Genomic DNA, 14687 nt, shown 5'->3' on the forward strand with positions numbered 1-14687 from the left:
GGGCGAGGTGGTTCCGGTCGGCCGGCTGCTGGAGTCCAGTCCGGCGCGGACGAGGGTCGGCAGCATGACCGTGCCCGCCGCGCCGTGCGGTCGAGCCCACGGCAGCCGTGAGGCCGCACACGCGTCCACCTCACGACAGCCGAGTCCCCTTCTCGGGAGCCGGTGGCAGCGCGAGGTGGGCGAGGTCGCCCGGTCGGGGTGTGGTGACCGGCCACAGGGGAGCGGCCTCCCCGTCGGCGAGCGCGGCCGGCGCGTCGGTGAGGTTCATGCGCTCGCGCAGCCGGCCGTAGAAGTCCGTCGGGCCCAGCCGGACCGCCTTCAGCCGGCGTGGCGCGGCGTACACGCCGATCCAGTCCCCGGGGCTCAGTACCCCGCGCAGCTGGCCGTCGATGCTGACGGCGGCCTGGCCGGACCGTTCGAGAATCCGCAGCGCGATCGGTTCGTCGGGGGCGGCGACGACCGAGCGGTTGAACACCATGTGCGGGGCGACCGGCGTGAACACCAGAGCCTCCGCGCGCGGCGAGACCACCGGACCGCCGGCGGCGAAACTGTACGCGGTCGAGCCCGTGGGCGTGGCCACCAGCAGTGCGTCGGCGGAGTAGCAGGCCAGGAGCCGGCCGGCGAGATAGACACCGACCGACACCTGCCGGTCCCTGGCGAGCTTCTCCACGACGACGTCGTTCAGCGCCGTGACGTTCAGCGCGACGCCCCAGTCGTCACCCGTCACGCACTCCGTCCGCACCCGGGGCGGCGGCAGCATCGGCCCGCGGCCGTACCGCAGCAGCGCCTCCATCTGCGCGGGCACCTCCAGCCGGCACGACGCCCGAAGGGTGAGGAGCATCCGGCTCTCGACGGTGATGCCTCCGGCCAGGACCGCGTCCAGCGCCGCGCGCACCGCCGGGGCCGGGACCTCGGTGAGGAAGCCGACCCGGCCGAGGTCGACGCCCAGGACCAGGGCGTCGTTCTCGGCCGCTACCCGGGCGCCGCGCAGGAACGTGCCGTCCCCGCCGAGGGTGACGATGAGGTCCGGATCGCCCGCCGCGTCGACCTCCTCGCGGGCGCTGTGCCGCGCCCCCTCCTGCCACACGTCGATGTCGGCGCACGCCACGGCGTGCTCCGCGCACCACTCGCGCACCGCCTGCGCGGCGGCCACGGCCTCGGCGCGGCCGCCGTGCACCACCAGGCCGACATGGTTCACCCTCATATCCGCCTCCCAGCCGGCTGTTCCCCCGCGCCATCCTCGCCCGCGAACCGCTGCGGTGCGGCCCCCGCCACGCGGGCGGGCGGCCTCCTGGGCGCGTGTGCCGACGGGCCCGAGTACGGCCGTCTCTCCTGACACCCCCGTCATACCCCTGACGTCGACGTCGACGCCGCGTCAGTCGGCCGGTCCGCCGGTGTCCTTCGGGCGGTAGCCCGGTGCGTGGCCGAAGGTGCGGCGGAAGGCGTCGATGAACGCGCCGGCCGAGGACCAGCCGTACCGGTGCGCCACCGTGGCCACCGGCGTCTGGAACAGCCGCGACAGCGTACGGTTGCGCGCCTGACCTCCCGGCCCGGCTCGACCAGGGTGCCGCCGTCGGCCGGATCGGCGCGCAGGATGTCGCACAGCGCGCGCAGCAGGGGCGACGGGGGCGGGGGCGGGGCGTGGGCTGCTGCGGCGAGGCCCTCAGCTGGTCGTGAGCGACGAGCGCAGACGGACCGTGCGGCGGCCGGAGCGGGATGCCCGGCCGCCGCACGCCGTGGTCCGTCACTCGTCCCGGAAGACGGCCTTGCTCACCTCGGCGGGGTTCTGGAACTCCTTCTTGCCGAGGTGCGCGATGCGCTCGGTGACCTCCTTGGACGCGTGATTCTTCTCGGCCACCTTCCGGAGCTGTTCCGAGTTGGCCGGGTACTCCGCGCCGGACAGTGCTTTCTGCAGATCAGGGGGGCTGATACCCGCCATGGTTCCTCCAGGCGGTGAGATGGTGCTCGGTCTGTGCGCCGGCGCCGCATGCTGCGCCGGGACTGCCCAGGTACCCACGCCCTGGCAGCGGATTCACGGATTCCCCCGGTCATGGGCCACCGGGCGGACGGGTACCCGAGGGCTTCGGAACAGGCACGGACACATCAGGGAGGCGCCCATGAGCGAGTCCACGCCCTCCCAGGCGGAAGGCGAGCGGGACCCCGGCGACGCGCAGGCGGACCAGCCACCGCGCACGACTCCCTCCCAGGCGGAGGGACCCGACACCGCGGACGAGAACGCGGTCGACGACAGCGAGCAGGGCGACGAGTGAAGGAGGCGTCATGAGCACGGCACACACCAGCGTCCCCGAGGTGCTGGCGGCGTTGAAGGACGTGTCGTACCCGACGGACAAGGAGCACCTCGTCACGGCCGCGCGGGAGGCGGGTGCGTCGGAGGAGGTCGTCAAGGCCCTGCGCGCCATCCCCGCCGAGCAGTACACGGGCCGTGAGGACGTGGCGAGGTCGGTACGGGTGGACCTGGACTCGGACCTGGGGCTCAACGCCACCCAGCGCGCGGAGCAGGCACGCGAGGGAGGCAAGCCCGGCCTCTCCCAGCATCTGCGGGAGGAGCCGAAGACACCGATCCAGGAGGAGTTCGACCGCTGACCCGGCGCCGGCGCCCCAGGCGCCGCCCGAGCGTTCCAGACGCCCGTGGCACCCCGCCCCCGTACGCTAGGTGCTCGATCAGACACGTCTGGACAGGCAGGGCAGGTGGCTCGGCGATGACGCACCCGCAGGATCCGCTCACAAGCACCGACGGCAGATCCCCCGGCCGCCCGATCCAGCTGGAGACGCACGGGCTCGACGTGATCGGGGACGGGGACCGCAAGGGCACCCCGCGCACGCTGTTCTGGCCCTGGTTCGGAGCCAACGTCTCCGTCCTCGGACTGAGCTACGGCGCCTTCGCGTTCGGCTTCGGCATCTCCTTCTGGCAGGCGCTCGCCGCCGGTGTGCTCGGCATCGTCGTCTCGTTCCTGCTGTGCGGTTTCATCGCGGTCGCCGGGAAGCGCGGCTCGGCGCCCACGATGGTGCTCAGCCGGGCGGCGTACGGTGTGCGCGGCAACCGCCTGCCGTCCGTGATCTCCTGGGTGCTGACCGTCGGCTGGGAGACCGTCCTCACCGCGCTCGCCACGCTGGCCACCGCGACCGTCTTCAGCCGCCTCGGCTGGGGCGGCGGCACCGAGACCAAGGTGGTCGCCCTCATAGTGGTGGCCGCGCTGACCGTCGTGGGCGGAGTCATGGGCTTCGACCTGATCATGCGGCTGCAGACGGCCATCACCGTGATCACGGGCGTCCTCACGCTCGTCTACGTCGCCCTCGTCGCCGACCACATCGACTGGAGCACGGTCAGCGCCGTCCCGGCCGGTTCCGCGCAGGAGTTCGTCGGCGCCCTGGTGTTCATGATGACCGGCTTCGGCCTCGGCTGGGTCAACGCCGCCGCCGACTACTCCCGCTATCTGCCCCGGAGTTCGTCCAGCCGGGGAGTGGTCGGCTGGACCGCCTTCGGCGCCTCCGTGGCCCCGCTGCTCCTGCTGGTCTTCGGCCTGCTGCTGGCCGGTTCCTCCCCGAGCCTGAGCAAGGCCGTCGCGGCCGACCCGATCGGTGCGCTGACGACGATCCTGCCCACCTGGTTCCTGGTGCCCTTCGCCGTGGTCGCCGTGCTCGGCCTGGTCGGCGGCGCCGTCCTCGACATCTACTCCTCCGGCCTCGCCCTGCTCTCCGCCGGGCTGCGCGTCCCCCGCTACCTCGCCGCGTTCTTCGACGGCGTCCTGATGATCGCCGGCTCCGTGTACATCGTCTTCTTCGCCGGCAACTTCCTCGGCCAGTTCATGGGCTTCCTCACCACCCTCGGCGTGCCCATCGCCGCCTGGTGCGGCATCATGCTCGGCGACCTCGCCCTGCGCCGCCGCGACTACGACGACGGCGACCTGTACCGCCCGCACGGCCGCTACGGCGACATCCCCCTGCCGCCCCTGCTGCTCACCCTCGCCGCCACCGCCGTCGGCTGGGGCCTGGTCACCAACACCGCCGCGAGCTGGCTCGCCTGGCAGGGCTACCTCCTCGCTCCCCTCGGCCTCGGCGGCAAGACCGGTGCCTGGGCGTACGCCAACCTCGGCGTCCTGGTCGCGCTCGCCCTCGCCTTCACGGGCACCCTGCTGCTCGCCCGGGGCCGGGTGCGCGCCCAGGAGGCGCAGGCGCCGAGCCCGGTCGGCGACGAGGGGGTGCTGAACGCATGACCGCCGGACACCTCGCCGTCATCGACATGCAGCAGGTCTTCGCCGACCCGGCGAGCCCCTGGGCCACTCCCCGGTACGCCGACGCGGCGGCGGGCGTCCGCAGCCTGCTGCCGGCCTTCGCCGGCCGGGTCACCTTCACCCGCTTCCTCGCCCCCGCGGAACCCACCGGAGCCTGGCGCGCCTACTACGACCAGTGGCCCTTCGCGCTCCAGCCCCCGGACGCCGGACTGTGGCGGCTGTCCGAGGAGTTCGCCGACCTGGCCGGCCCCGTGCTGGAGGCGACCACCTTCGGCAAGTGGACCCCGGACCTCGCCGCCCGCGTCGGCCCGGACGACCGCCTGGTCCTGGCCGGTGTCAGCACCGAGTGCTGTGTGCTGTCCACGGCCCTGGCCGCCGCCGACGCCGGCAGGGAGGTGCTGGTCGTCGCCGACGCCTGCGCGGGTGTGGACGACGACTCCCATCTCAAGGCCCTGCAGATCATGGACCTGTACCGGCCGCTCGTCCGGGTCACCACCGTCGACGACCTGCTCGCGGAGAGCGGACCATGACCGGCGTGCCGCTCAAGCACCAGCGGATCAGCCGGATCCTCGCCCGGGAGATCCGCGACGGCGCCCGCCCGGCCGGCGAGCGGCTGCCCGGCGAACACGCCCTCGCCCAGCGGTTCGGCGTCAGCCGTACGACCATCCGCGCGGCCCTCGCCGAACTGTCCGAGCAGGGCCTGATCACCACCCGCACCGGCAAGGGCTCCTACGTCCTCTTCGACGGCCGCCCGCCGGACGACCGGCCCGGCTGGGCCCGGGCCGTCGCCGTGCCGGGCGGGGACACCACCGTGCGGACCCTCGCCGTACGCGAGGCGCGCGACGCCGCACTCGCCGCCGAACTCGGCCTGGAGAAGGACGTGTTCGTCTGCGTGGAGCGCGTCCGCGAGCTGGCCGCGGACGGCACTGTGGTGTCGTACGAGCGCAGCTTCCTGCCGCCGGTGCCCGTGATCCGTGAGTTGCCCGCCCGCGGCCTCGGTCAGGAGTCGCTCACCGCACTGCTGCAGCGGGCCGGGCTGCGCGCCGAACAGGGGGAGCAGCGGGTCTGCGGGCGGCCGGTCGACGCCGAGGAGGCGGAACTGCTGCGTCGCACGCCGGGGGACTGGTTCCTGCGGACGCGGCGGACCGGCCGGGCGGCCGACGGCTCCTTCGTCGAACACGTCGTCACCCTGCTCGACCCCGGCCACTTCCATCTGGCCCTCACCGTCGGCTGACCCGCCCGCCTCCGCCTCTCACCGCTTCCGGTGACGACGGGACGGGCTCGCCTGGCGGTGATCACCATGACCGACGCATGCCCCGCCGTCCACCGGGTACGCGAGGCGGGAGCACGCCCGGGTGCAACCGTCCCGGGTGGCCCGTACGACCGCCGCTACCTGGGGATCTGCCATGGAGACACCCGCACACGACGACCTGCCGACGCCCGCCCAGCAGGCGCTGGACGCGCTGGCCGTGAACGCCGAGGACCAGGCCGCGCTGGACGTCCTCGCCCACAGTGACGTACTCGTCCCCGTGCCGGACGACGCGATCGACGGGGAGGGCGCCGATGCCACCAGCGTGGCCCTGCCCGTCCTCGAACAGCCCGGAGGCGACCAGGTCGTCCCCGTGTTCACCACGGAGGGCGAGATGACCGGACTGCTGCCGTTCGTCTCCCGCTACCGCCTCATACCCCTGGGCGCCCTGGCCTCCCAGTGGCCCGACGAGGACCTCTCCCTGGCCATCGACGGCAACTCCACCCACGCCCTGACCCTCACGTCACAGGGGGTCCGCACCCTGTTGGCGCGGTGACCGGAGCCCGGCCCTGCGCGACGGGGCCGGGCTGCCTCACTCACCCTGCTGCTCGCTGAGCATCCGCTGCAGCACGGCGCGCTGCAGCGGCAGCACCTCGGCGTGCAGCGCGCGGCCCTTGCCGGTGAGCGCCACCCACACGCCGCGCCGGTCGTCCGCACACACCGAACGCTCCACCAGCCCGTCCTTCTCCAGCCGGCCGATCAGCCGGGACAGCGCGCTCTGGCTGAGATGGACTCGTCCGACCAGGTTCTGCACCCGGCACTGGTCGCCCTCCGCGGGCGACTCGGTCGCCAGGATGTCCAGCACCTCGAAGTCGCTGGCGCCCAGCCCGTGCGGGTGCAGGGCCCGGTCGATCTCGCACATCGTGCGCGCGTGCACGGCGAGGATGTCCCGCCACCGTTCCTCAAGCCGGGCGTCGGCCGTCTTGACTGCCATACCCGCACCGTAGCACCGATCCCGGCAATCATTGAGTGTGCAACTAGTGTGGGTGAGCGCGCAGCTCAGCCGCTCAGGCGACCGGGTCCTGGAGGAGACCGACCAGATTGCCGTCCGGGTCCTTCACCGAGGCGATGAGCCTGCCGTTGCCGACGTCCCGCACCTCCTGGACCACTTCGGCGCCCGCCTCCAGCAGCGCCGCGAGCCGCTCCCGGAGGTCGGTGACGTGCCAGAACGGCACCGGCCCGGTCAGGCCCTGGGCATGCCCGTTCGGGTCGAGGCCGACGTCCTGACCCTCGGCCTTGAAACCGACGTAATAGGGCTCGTCCACATACGGCTCTACCCCCAGCAAGGCGGTGAACAGCGCCTTGGAGCGGTCCTTGTCCTTGACGGGGTAGATGATCGTCTGCAGGCCGGTGGCGCTCATGGGACTCTCCTTCGCGAGGTGCGGGCCGACGCGTTGTCCGCCGGTGCACTTCACGCTAGGACCGGGGAGCCCGCCCGGGCTTCTCCGATCCTGACCGCTTGCGGCCTCCCCGGCACCCCCACTCGTTGTGCGGGACCTCCGAGACGGTGAGGCGGGCGGCCCGCCGGGCGGGCACGAGGGCACCGGCGACGGCGATCACGAGCCCCGTGAGAGCCAGCCCGGCCAGCCGGGGCACGTGCCAGACGTCCGTCATGTACGACGGCAGGACGACGCCGATCCCCGCGGCCATCCGCGGGACGACCACCTCGTAGGCGGCGACGCCCAGCGGGATGCCCGGCACCGACCCGAGCACGCCGAGCACGGCCATCGACGTCACCGTCACCTGGCGCGGGGTCATACCGATCGACTTCAGAATGCCGAGGTCGCGGCGCCGGTCGTGGGTGTTGAGCACGGCCGTGTTGAACACCCCGAGGGAGGCGACCAGGGCCAGCATCAGATCGCCGGAGTGACTGGAGACCAGCGGCACCCGGCCGTCCCGAACGGCCGCGGCTTCGGCGTCTTCTACCGGGAGGCGACCTGGACCGCCGTCTCCGGCGACGGCTGGGACCCGGCCGGCGCCGGCTCCGGCAACGGCTGGGAGAACCAGGCCCTGTTCGGCTACGACGACAAGGCGCTGCCCTCCATGACGTGGTTCAGCCACCGCTGAACCACCCGGTGCGGGGCCCGGCGGTAGGCGGCGGCCGGACCCCGCCGTGTTTCCGGGGCCGGACGGAGCTCCGCGGTCGTACGGCCGTTCGGTACCGGACAACGGTGTACGACTTCCGGACGCGGCGGAGTCGCCCGGGCGACAGTGGGAAGACTGCGTACGAGGAGGCCGGGGACGGAGGCGGACGGATGATGGGAACTCCCTCGGGCCGGATGCGTCAGACCATCCTGGAGTGGCTCAAGGACCCGGCGGCCCACTTCCCGGCGCACCATCGCCGCGACCCCGTCGAGAGAGGCGTCACCGCGCGGGCCGTGGCCGTCAAGCTGGGCGTACCCCGCCGGACCGCCCTCGCGCACCTGGACTTCCTCACCCGCCTCGGCGTGCTGCGCACCCGCCGCGTCTGCTGCCGCACCTACTACCGGCGCGACGAGATCCGCATCGCCGAGGTGGCCCGGATGTTCGAGAAGGGGTGGTGAGCGGCGGCCGGGCAGGAGAGAGTGGCCGGGCAGGCGGGACGACCGACGGCGAAAGGGCACCGCGCATGGACCGACCGACGGCACTCCACCCGCTGCACTACGTCTCGCTGGGCGCCCGGGGTCCCGAGGACGTGGTGGCCGACGCGCACGGACGCGTGCTGACCGGGGCGGAGGACGGGCGGATCCTGCGCGTCCACCATCTCGGCGACCCGCGCACGGCCCGCGTGGAGGTGCTGGCCGAGACCGGCGGCCGTCCGCTCGGGCTCGAACCGCTCCCGGACGGCGGTGTGTTGGTGTGCGACGCGGAACGCGGCCTGCTGCGCGTCGAGCCCGGTGGCGGCACCGTCCACGTCCTTGCGGACTCGGTGGCGGGGCAGCGGCTCCGCTTCTGCAGCAACGTCGTCGCCCTGCCGGACGGCACCGTGTACTTCACCGTCTCCAGCCGCCGCTACCCGCTGGACCAGTGGATCGGCGACATCGTCGAACACACCGGGACCGGGCGTCTGCTGCGCCTTCCCGCCGAGGGCGGTGAGCCGGAAGTCGTCCTGGAGGGGCTGCAGTTCGCCAACGGTCTGGCAGTCGGCGGCGACGGCGCCTTCCTGGTAATCGCCGAGACCGGGGCCTGCCGGCTGACCCGCTACCACCTCACCGGCCCGCGCGCCGGCCGCACCGACCTCTTCGCCGCGCTGCCCGGTATGCCGGACAACCTCTGGCGCGAGGGTCCCGACGGCCCGCTCTGGGCCGCGCTCGCCAGTCCGCGGGTCCCGCCGCTGGACCTCCTGCACCGCACCCGGCCCGCCGTGCGCGGCGCCGCCGCCCGGGCCGCCGTCCACGCGCCCTACCGCCCGAGCGGAACGATCGGGGTCGTGGCCCTCGACGACGCCGGACGGACCGTGCACCACCTCACCCGGCGCCGCTCCGGCTTCCGCATGGTCACCAGCGTCTGCGCGACGGGGGACCACCTGGTCCTCGGCAGCCTCCGGGAGCCCGGCGTCGCGGTCTGCGCGCGGCCCGCGGCCCCCTGACACGGCGGTAGGCTGGTGCCCGGCCGTGATCACCCGTCGGGGCAGGCCGAACAGGAGAAGCAAGCGCATGACAGCCCCGGAAGCCGAGAGCCTCCGTGTCCGCCCCACGCCACGGCGGCGGTCCGCATGGCATCACCAGATACCCGTCGTCGCGGTGGTCGCTATCGGCGGCGCCCTCGGCGCGTGCGCACGGTACGGGCTCACCCTCGCCTGGCCCACACCGCCCGGCGGCTTCCCCTGGGCGACCTTCTGGACCAATGTCGCCGGCTGTGCGGTGATCGGTGTCTTCATGGTGCTGATCACCGACGTGTGGGCCGCCCACCGCCTCGTACGCCCCTTCTTCGGCACCGGTGTGCTCGGCGGCTTCACCACCTTCTCCACCTACGCCGTCGACATCCGCAGGCTGGTCGACGCCGGCCGCCCGGGGCTCGGGCTCGCCTATCTCGCCGCGACGCTGTGCGCGGCCCTCGCCGCGGTGTGGCTCGCCTCGGCCGCCGCCCGCCGGGTGCTCGTCAGGAGGCAGCGATGACATCACTCACCGGCCGCGCCCTCAGGCTGACCGTCTACATCGGTGAGGACGACACCTGGCACCACAAGCCCCTCTACTCCGAGATCGTGCACCGCGCCCACGCGGCCGGACTCGCCGGGGCGAGCGTCTTCCGGGGTATCGAGGGCTTCGGCGCCTCCTCCCGCATCCACACCTCCCGCCTGCTGTCGCTGAGCGAGGACCTGCCCGTGGCCGTCGTCGTCGTGGACGGCGAGGAGCGCGTACGGGCCTTCCTGCCGCAACTCGACGAACTCGTCGAGGAAGGTCTGGTGACCCTGGAGGAATGCGAGGTCGTCCGGTACGTGGGGCGCTCCGCCGGCCCGGAGGACACGGATCCGAAGGGTAAGAAGTCGTTGTGAACTGGCTGCTGGTCATCGCGGGGGCCGTGGTCGGCGCACCGCTGCGCTATCTCACCGACAGGGCGGTGCAGGCCCGCCACGACTCGGTCTTCCCCTGGGGCACCTTCGTGGTGAACGTCACCGGCTCGCTGGTCCTCGGGCTGCTCACGGGCGCCGTGTCCGCCGGAGCCGCCGGCCCCCACCTGCAGCTTCTCATCGGCACGGGGCTGTGCGGCGCGCTGACGACGTACTCGACCTTCTCCTACGAGACCCTGCGCCTCACGGAGGCCGGCTCCGGCCTCTACGCTGCCGTCAACGTCGTCGCGAGCGTCGCGGCGGGGCTCGCCGCAGCCTTCGCCGGGGTCTCGCTCGCCGGCGCCCTGTGGGGCTAGGCGCTTGCCAGGCCGCCGGACGCAGCAAGTACTGTCTACAGCACTGTCGACCAACTCTCCTCAGAACTGGATCCCATGAGCGCCATCTCCGTCGGTCAGGCCGTCGTCCTCGGAGTAGTCGAGGGGGTGACCGAGTTCCTCCCGGTGTCCTCCACGGGTCACCTGAAGATCGCCGAGGGACTCATGAACATCCCGGTCGACGACAAGTCCGTCGTCGGGTTCTCTGCCGTCATCCAGGTCGGCGCCATCGCCGCCGTGCTCGTGTACTTCCTCAAGGACATCAAGCGGATCGTCTCCGCCTGGTTCCGCGGCCTGACCAACCGCGAGGAGCGCTACCACCACGACTACAAGTTCGCCTGGTGGGTCATCGCCGCGACCATTCCGATCGTCGTGGTGGGTCTTGCCGCCAAGCCGCTGATCGACGGGCCGCTGGGCTCCCTCTGGGTCGTCGCGGGCTCGCTCATCCTCGGCTCCGTCGTGATGTGGTGCGCGGACCAGATGGGCCGGCACAAGCGCGGTGAGGACGACACCTCCTTCAAGGACGCGATGTGGGTCGGCTGCTCCCAGATCCTCGCCCTGCTCTTCCCCGGCTTCTCCCGCTCCGGGGCCACCATGTCCACCGCGCTCATCCTGGACCTGGACCGCGTCGCCGCCACCCGCCTGTCGTTCTTCCTCGGCATCCCGGCCCTGACCGGCGCCGGCATCTACGAGCTGAAGGACGCCCTCGGCGCCGGCGTGGGCGCCGCCCCGCTGGCCGTCGGCACCATCGTGTCCTTCGTCGTCGCCTACGCCTCGATCGCCTGGCTGCTGAAGTTCGTCGCCAAGCACTCCTTCAACGCCTTCGTGATCTACCGCATCGTGATCGGCGCGGGCCTGCTCGGCCTGCTCGCCACGGGCACCCTCAGCGCCTGACCGAACCTGCCGATCACCCACGGGGTGCGGATGCCTGCATTCAGGCGCCGCACCCCGTGAATGTTTCCTTACTCGATGTCTTGACAGTCCTGGCGCGCAACCCGCAGGATCGCTCCCGTGAACCTGTCAGACAGCCAGACAGCTGGTCGGGGGCCCCGGCGCGTCAGCGCCATGGAAGCGGTCCTCGCCCACCTCCGCGGTGCCATCGAGCGCGGCGAGTACGCCATAGGCGACAAGCTCCCCTCCGAGGCCGAGCTGTGCCGCACCCTTGAGGTGTCCCGGCCCGTGCTCCGCGAGGCGCTGCGCGCGCTGCAGACGATGGGCCTGACGGTCTCCCGGACCGGCAAGGGCACCTTCGTCGTCGCCACCGCCGTCGAGGACCCCACCTTCGGCGACTACGCGGCCAGCGACCTGCTGGAGGTGCGCCGGCACATCGAGATCCCGGTCGCCGGATACGCGGCCCTGCGCCGCACCCCGGAGAACCTGGACCACCTGGCCCACCTGCTCGACCGCATGGAGCGGGAGACGGACACCACCGCGTGGGTCGCGATGGACACGCTCTTCCACCTCGCCGTGGCCGAGGCCGCCCAGAACCCGGTCTTCCGCCGGGTCATCGAGGAGATCCGCGACGCACTGGCGCGTCAGTCGGCCTTCCTCAACGAACTGGGCGGCCGTCGCGAGCAGTCCAACCGCGAGCACCGGGCGATCGTCGAGGCGCTGATCGACGGTTCCGAACTCGACGCCGTGGAGGCCATGAGCCACCACCTGGACCGCGTCGAGACGACCCTCACCGACATCGTGCGCCCCGCGCGCACGGACCTCCCCACGGAAGGCGGACCCGAGGCGTGAGCGAGCAGCACCTCAAAGACGAGACGCGCCCCTCGTCCGGCCATGTCGACGCCGGAGACGCCGGCTACAGCAAGGGCCTCAAGCACCGGCACGTCAACATGATCGCCATCGGCGGCGCCATAGGCACCGGCCTCTTCCTCGGCGCGGGCGGCCGGCTCGCCGACGCCGGACCCTCCCTCTTCATCGCGTACGCCGTCTGCGGCGTCTTCGCCTTCCTGGTCGTCCGGGCCCTCGGCGAACTCGTCCTGTACCGCCCGTCCTCCGGCGCCTTCGTGTCGTACGCCCGGGAGTTCCTGGGCGAGAAGGGCGCCTACACCGCGGGCTGGATGTACTTCCTCAACTGGGCGACCACCGGCATCGCCGACATCACCGCGGTCGCCACCTACACCCACTACTGGGGCATGTTCTCGGACATCCCCCAATGGTTGATCGCATTGATCGCCCTGGCCGTCGTGTTGACCGTCAATCTGATCTCGGTCAAGATCTTCGGCGAACTGGAGTTCTGGTTCGCCATCGTCAAGGTCGGCGCGCTCGTCGTCTTCATGTGCATCGGCATCTTCCTGCTGGTCACCCAGCACCCGGTCGACGGTCACCACCCCGGCCCGGCCCTGATCACCGACAACGGCGGCATCTTCCCCAACGGCCTGCTGCCCATGCTGCTGATCATCCAGGGCGTCGTCTTCGCCTACGCCTCCGTCGAACTGGTCGGCGTGGCCGCCGGCGAGACCGAGAACCCCGAGAAGATCATGCCGAAGGCGATCAACTCGATCATGTGGCGCGTGGGCCTGTTCTACGTCGGCTCCGTCGTCCTCCTCTCGATGCTGCTGCCCTGGAACAAGTACAGCGCCGGTGAGAGCCCCTTCGTGACCGTCCTGTCGCACATCGGCGTCCCGGCGGCCGGCGGTGTGATGAACCTGGTCGTGCTCACCGCCGCCATGTCCTCGCTCAACTCCGGCCTGTACTCCACCGGCCGCATCCTGCGCTCCATGGCCATGAGCGGCTCGGCCCCCAAGTTCACCGCGAAGATGAGCCGCAGCCAGGTCCCGTACGGCGGAATCCTGCTCACCAGCGGCATCTGCGTCCTCGGAGTGGGCCTCAACTACGTCGTCCCCGCCGACGCGTTCGAGATCGTCCTCAACTTCGCGGCGATCGGCATCCTCGCCACCTGGGGCATGATCATGCTCTGTCACGTGCTCTTCTGGCGGAAGACCCAGAAGGGCGAACTGACCCGGCCGTCCTACCGGCTGCCGGGCTCCCCCTGGACCGAACTCGTGACGCTGGCGTTCCTCGCCTCCGTCCTGGTCCTCATGTACGCCGACGGCGGCGCCGGACGCACCACCGTGCTCTGCCTGCCGCTGATCGTCGCAGCGCTGGTCGCGGGCTGGTACGCCATCCGCGTCCGCACAGCGCGCACATCCACCGGCGCCGACGCGTGACCCGCGACCCGGACCGCCCCGATCCCTCGATACAGGCAGTGATGTACAGCAGTTCCCCCGCCGACGCACCCGTCATACGCGAACCCCTCCACGCTCCCGTCGCCCACCTCCTCCGCGGCGGGGTCGTCGAGGGCATCCACTACGGCTCCGTCGTCGTCCTCGGCGCCGACGGCCGGGTGGAGTTCCAGCTCGGCGACATCGAGGCCGCCTTCTACCCGCGCTCGGCCGTCAAACCCCTCCAGGCCGTGGCCATGCTGCGGGCCGGACTGCCGCTCGACGGCGAACTCCTGTCCCTGGCCGCGGCCAGCCACTCTGGCGAGGAACGCCACCTCGCCGGCACCCGGCGCATCCTCGACCTCGCCGGGCTGACTGAGGACGACCTGCGCAACGTCCCCGACATGCCGTTCGACCCGGTCGTCCGGGACGCCTGGGTGCGCGAGGGCCGCATGCCCTCCCGGCTCGCCCAGAACTGCTCCGGCAAGCACGCCGCCATGCTGTGGACCGCCCAGCTCAACGGGTGGTCCCTGCCGGACTACCTCGACCCGGAGCACCCGCTGCAGCAGGCGATCGAGGCGGCCGTCGAGGACCTGACCGGCCAGCGGGTCGCCCGCGTCACCGTGGACGGCTGCGGGGCTCCGCTGTTCGCCATCTCCCTGCACGGGCTCGCCCGCGCCGTGTCCCGCCTCGCCTCGGCGGCCCCCGGGACGCCCGAGGCACGGGTCGCCGACGCCATGCGCTCGCACGCCGAGATGGCCTCCGGCTCGGGGCGGGACGTCGCCGCGCTGATGCGGGCCGTGCCGGGGCTGCTGGCCAAGGACGGGTTCGAGGGCGTTCAGGTCGCTGCGCTGCCCGATGGCCGGGCCATCGCCGTCAAGATCGCCGACGGGGCGAACCGGGCCCGCGTTCCGGTCGCGGCCGCCGCTCTCGCTCGCGCGGGCGTCGACCCCGGGCTGCTCACCGAATTCGCGGGGGAGCCGCTGCTCGGGGGCGGGGAGCCGGTGGGGTGCGTGCGTGCGGTGCGTGCGCTGGACCCGGTTCCCGTCACCGCCTGCGCATAGGCGCATCAGTACAGCCCCGCGCCCC

20 protein-coding genes and 2 pseudogenes are annotated in these 14687 nt (G+C 72.3%); 16 read left to right on the forward strand and 6 right to left on the reverse strand.

The annotated features are described in order from the left end of the window. Positions 1 to 130: 130 nt before the first annotated feature. The 3 genes and pseudogenes from ABT171_RS26750 to ABT171_RS26760 all read right to left on the reverse strand — a co-directional run bounded on the left by ABT171_RS26750 (position 131) and on the right by ABT171_RS26760 (position 1939). On the reverse strand, positions 131 to 1204 hold the full coding sequence (locus tag ABT171_RS26750) for an NAD(+)/NADH kinase (protein ID WP_351248040.1): 1074 nt from the start codon (positions 1202 to 1204) through the stop codon (positions 131 to 133). A gap of 171 nt (positions 1205 to 1375) precedes the next feature. Next, a pseudogene (locus ABT171_RS26755) lies at positions 1376 to 1673 on the reverse strand (helix-turn-helix transcriptional regulator); the annotation flags it as partial. Positions 1674 to 1744: 71 nt separating this feature from the next. Further along, positions 1745 to 1939, reverse strand: a complete 195-nt coding sequence (locus ABT171_RS26760) for a DUF2795 domain-containing protein (RefSeq protein ID WP_351248042.1) — start codon at positions 1937 to 1939, stop codon at positions 1745 to 1747. 178 nt (positions 1940 to 2117) lie between these two features. Here ABT171_RS26760 and ABT171_RS26765 point away from each other — a divergent pair, with 178 nt between their 5' ends. From ABT171_RS26765 to ABT171_RS26790, 6 genes are all read left to right on the forward strand, one after another. Beyond that, positions 2118 to 2270, forward strand: coding sequence for a hypothetical protein (locus ABT171_RS26765; RefSeq protein WP_351248043.1), 153 nt, complete (start codon positions 2118 to 2120; stop codon positions 2268 to 2270). A 10-nt stretch (positions 2271 to 2280) separates the two neighbouring features. After that, a complete protein-coding gene (locus ABT171_RS26770; RefSeq protein WP_351248045.1) occupies positions 2281 to 2604 on the forward strand; it encodes a DUF2795 domain-containing protein in 324 nt (107 codons plus the stop codon). A 116-nt stretch (positions 2605 to 2720) separates the two neighbouring features. Then, positions 2721 to 4235, forward strand: a complete 1515-nt coding sequence (locus tag ABT171_RS26775) for a purine-cytosine permease family protein (RefSeq protein ID WP_351248047.1) — start codon at positions 2721 to 2723, stop codon at positions 4233 to 4235. Further along, on the forward strand, positions 4232 to 4783 hold the full coding sequence (locus ABT171_RS26780) for a cysteine hydrolase family protein (protein ID WP_351248049.1): 552 nt from the start codon (positions 4232 to 4234) through the stop codon (positions 4781 to 4783). Before ABT171_RS26775 ends, ABT171_RS26780 begins: the two co-directional genes overlap by 4 nt. Then, complete coding sequence (locus ABT171_RS26785) at positions 4780 to 5487, forward strand: GntR family transcriptional regulator (RefSeq protein WP_351248051.1); 708 nt, start codon at positions 4780 to 4782, stop codon at positions 5485 to 5487. The genes ABT171_RS26780 and ABT171_RS26785 overlap by 4 nt, the downstream gene beginning before the upstream one ends. Before the next feature lie 172 nt (positions 5488 to 5659). Beyond that, on the forward strand, positions 5660 to 6058 hold the full coding sequence (locus tag ABT171_RS26790) for an SseB family protein (RefSeq protein WP_351248053.1): 399 nt from the start codon (positions 5660 to 5662) through the stop codon (positions 6056 to 6058). A gap of 36 nt (positions 6059 to 6094) precedes the next feature. Here ABT171_RS26790 and ABT171_RS26795 read toward each other — a convergent pair whose 3' ends face one another. The 3 genes from ABT171_RS26795 to ABT171_RS26805 all read right to left on the reverse strand — a co-directional run bounded on the left by ABT171_RS26795 (position 6095) and on the right by ABT171_RS26805 (position 7449). Next, on the reverse strand, positions 6095 to 6496 hold the full coding sequence (locus ABT171_RS26795) for a MarR family winged helix-turn-helix transcriptional regulator (RefSeq protein ID WP_351248055.1): 402 nt from the start codon (positions 6494 to 6496) through the stop codon (positions 6095 to 6097). A 73-nt stretch (positions 6497 to 6569) separates the two neighbouring features. Next, positions 6570 to 6923 carry a VOC family protein gene (locus ABT171_RS26800; protein WP_351248057.1) on the reverse strand — a complete coding sequence of 118 codons (354 nt, stop codon included), beginning with the start codon at positions 6921 to 6923 and terminating at the stop codon, positions 6570 to 6572. 55 nt (positions 6924 to 6978) lie between these two features. Continuing rightward, complete coding sequence (locus ABT171_RS26805) at positions 6979 to 7449, reverse strand: ABC transporter permease (RefSeq protein WP_351248059.1); 471 nt, start codon at positions 7447 to 7449, stop codon at positions 6979 to 6981. A gap of 3 nt (positions 7450 to 7452) precedes the next feature. On the opposite strand from ABT171_RS26805, the pseudogene ABT171_RS26810 reads away from it, so the two are divergent. The 10 genes and pseudogenes from ABT171_RS26810 to ABT171_RS26855 form a co-directional block, all read left to right on the forward strand. After that, positions 7453 to 7629 (forward strand): annotated as a pseudogene (locus ABT171_RS26810) (glycosyl hydrolase 53 family protein); the annotation flags it as partial. A gap of 188 nt (positions 7630 to 7817) precedes the next feature. Next, a complete protein-coding gene (locus ABT171_RS26815; protein WP_351248060.1) occupies positions 7818 to 8105 on the forward strand; it encodes a helix-turn-helix domain-containing protein in 288 nt (95 codons plus the stop codon). 65 nt (positions 8106 to 8170) lie between these two features. Continuing rightward, positions 8171 to 9130, forward strand: a complete 960-nt coding sequence (locus ABT171_RS26820) for an SMP-30/gluconolactonase/LRE family protein (protein WP_351248062.1) — start codon at positions 8171 to 8173, stop codon at positions 9128 to 9130. A 67-nt stretch (positions 9131 to 9197) separates the two neighbouring features. Further along, a complete protein-coding gene (gene crcB, locus ABT171_RS26825) occupies positions 9198 to 9659 on the forward strand; it encodes a fluoride efflux transporter CrcB (protein WP_351248064.1) in 462 nt (153 codons plus the stop codon). Beyond that, complete coding sequence (locus tag ABT171_RS26830) at positions 9656 to 10036, forward strand: DUF190 domain-containing protein (protein ID WP_351248066.1); 381 nt, start codon at positions 9656 to 9658, stop codon at positions 10034 to 10036. Before crcB (ABT171_RS26825) ends, ABT171_RS26830 begins: the two co-directional genes overlap by 4 nt. After that, positions 10033 to 10407, forward strand: a complete 375-nt coding sequence (crcB, locus tag ABT171_RS26835; protein ID WP_351248068.1) for a fluoride efflux transporter CrcB — start codon at positions 10033 to 10035, stop codon at positions 10405 to 10407. Before ABT171_RS26830 ends, crcB (ABT171_RS26835) begins: the two co-directional genes overlap by 4 nt. Before the next feature lie 75 nt (positions 10408 to 10482). Beyond that, the gene (locus ABT171_RS26840; protein ID WP_351248070.1) at positions 10483 to 11319 is read left to right on the forward strand and encodes an undecaprenyl-diphosphate phosphatase; all 837 of its coding nucleotides are present in this window, start codon (positions 10483 to 10485) and stop codon (positions 11317 to 11319) included. 171 nt (positions 11320 to 11490) lie between these two features. Continuing rightward, on the forward strand, positions 11491 to 12168 hold the full coding sequence (locus tag ABT171_RS26845) for a FadR/GntR family transcriptional regulator (protein ID WP_351248188.1): 678 nt from the start codon (positions 11491 to 11493) through the stop codon (positions 12166 to 12168). Beyond that, positions 12165 to 13604, forward strand: a complete 1440-nt coding sequence (locus ABT171_RS26850) for an amino acid permease (protein ID WP_351248072.1) — start codon at positions 12165 to 12167, stop codon at positions 13602 to 13604. The genes ABT171_RS26845 and ABT171_RS26850 overlap by 4 nt, the downstream gene beginning before the upstream one ends. Positions 13605 to 13645: 41 nt before the next feature. Beyond that, positions 13646 to 14662, forward strand: a complete 1017-nt coding sequence (locus ABT171_RS26855) for an asparaginase (protein ID WP_351248074.1) — start codon at positions 13646 to 13648, stop codon at positions 14660 to 14662. Positions 14663 to 14687: the final 25 nt, after the last annotated feature.

The sequence above is a fragment of the Streptomyces sp. NPDC001851 genome (genome assembly GCF_040297165.1).
GTDB lineage: Bacteria > Actinomycetota > Actinomycetes > Streptomycetales > Streptomycetaceae > Streptomyces.

What these genes read in the sequence shown, in the direction of transcription:
- ABT171_RS26750 (WP_351248040.1), bottom strand. Translation starts at nt 1,204, where the DNA reads ATGAGGGTGAACCATGTCGGCCTGGTGGTGCACGGCGGCCGCGCCGAG.
- ABT171_RS26760 (WP_351248042.1), bottom strand. Translation starts at nt 1,939, where the DNA reads ATGGCGGGTATCAGCCCCCCTGATCTGCAGAAAGCACTGTCCGGCGCG.
- ABT171_RS26765 (WP_351248043.1), top strand. Translation starts at nt 2,118, where the DNA reads ATGAGCGAGTCCACGCCCTCCCAGGCGGAAGGCGAGCGGGACCCCGGC.
- ABT171_RS26770 (WP_351248045.1), top strand. Translation starts at nt 2,281, where the DNA reads ATGAGCACGGCACACACCAGCGTCCCCGAGGTGCTGGCGGCGTTGAAG.
- ABT171_RS26775 (WP_351248047.1), top strand. Translation starts at nt 2,721, where the DNA reads ATGACGCACCCGCAGGATCCGCTCACAAGCACCGACGGCAGATCCCCC.
- ABT171_RS26780 (WP_351248049.1), top strand. Translation starts at nt 4,232, where the DNA reads ATGACCGCCGGACACCTCGCCGTCATCGACATGCAGCAGGTCTTCGCC.
- ABT171_RS26785 (WP_351248051.1), top strand. Translation starts at nt 4,780, where the DNA reads ATGACCGGCGTGCCGCTCAAGCACCAGCGGATCAGCCGGATCCTCGCC.
- ABT171_RS26790 (WP_351248053.1), top strand. Translation starts at nt 5,660, where the DNA reads ATGGAGACACCCGCACACGACGACCTGCCGACGCCCGCCCAGCAGGCG.
- ABT171_RS26795 (WP_351248055.1), bottom strand. Translation starts at nt 6,496, where the DNA reads ATGGCAGTCAAGACGGCCGACGCCCGGCTTGAGGAACGGTGGCGGGAC.
- ABT171_RS26800 (WP_351248057.1), bottom strand. Translation starts at nt 6,923, where the DNA reads ATGAGCGCCACCGGCCTGCAGACGATCATCTACCCCGTCAAGGACAAG.
- ABT171_RS26815 (WP_351248060.1), top strand. Translation starts at nt 7,818, where the DNA reads ATGATGGGAACTCCCTCGGGCCGGATGCGTCAGACCATCCTGGAGTGG.
- ABT171_RS26820 (WP_351248062.1), top strand. Translation starts at nt 8,171, where the DNA reads ATGGACCGACCGACGGCACTCCACCCGCTGCACTACGTCTCGCTGGGC.
- crcB (WP_351248064.1), top strand. Translation starts at nt 9,198, where the DNA reads ATGACAGCCCCGGAAGCCGAGAGCCTCCGTGTCCGCCCCACGCCACGG.
- ABT171_RS26830 (WP_351248066.1), top strand. Translation starts at nt 9,656, where the DNA reads ATGACATCACTCACCGGCCGCGCCCTCAGGCTGACCGTCTACATCGGT.
- ABT171_RS26840 (WP_351248070.1), top strand. Translation starts at nt 10,483, where the DNA reads ATGAGCGCCATCTCCGTCGGTCAGGCCGTCGTCCTCGGAGTAGTCGAG.
- ABT171_RS26845 (WP_351248188.1), top strand. Translation starts at nt 11,491, where the DNA reads ATGGAAGCGGTCCTCGCCCACCTCCGCGGTGCCATCGAGCGCGGCGAG.
- ABT171_RS26855 (WP_351248074.1), top strand. Translation starts at nt 13,646, where the DNA reads ATGTACAGCAGTTCCCCCGCCGACGCACCCGTCATACGCGAACCCCTC.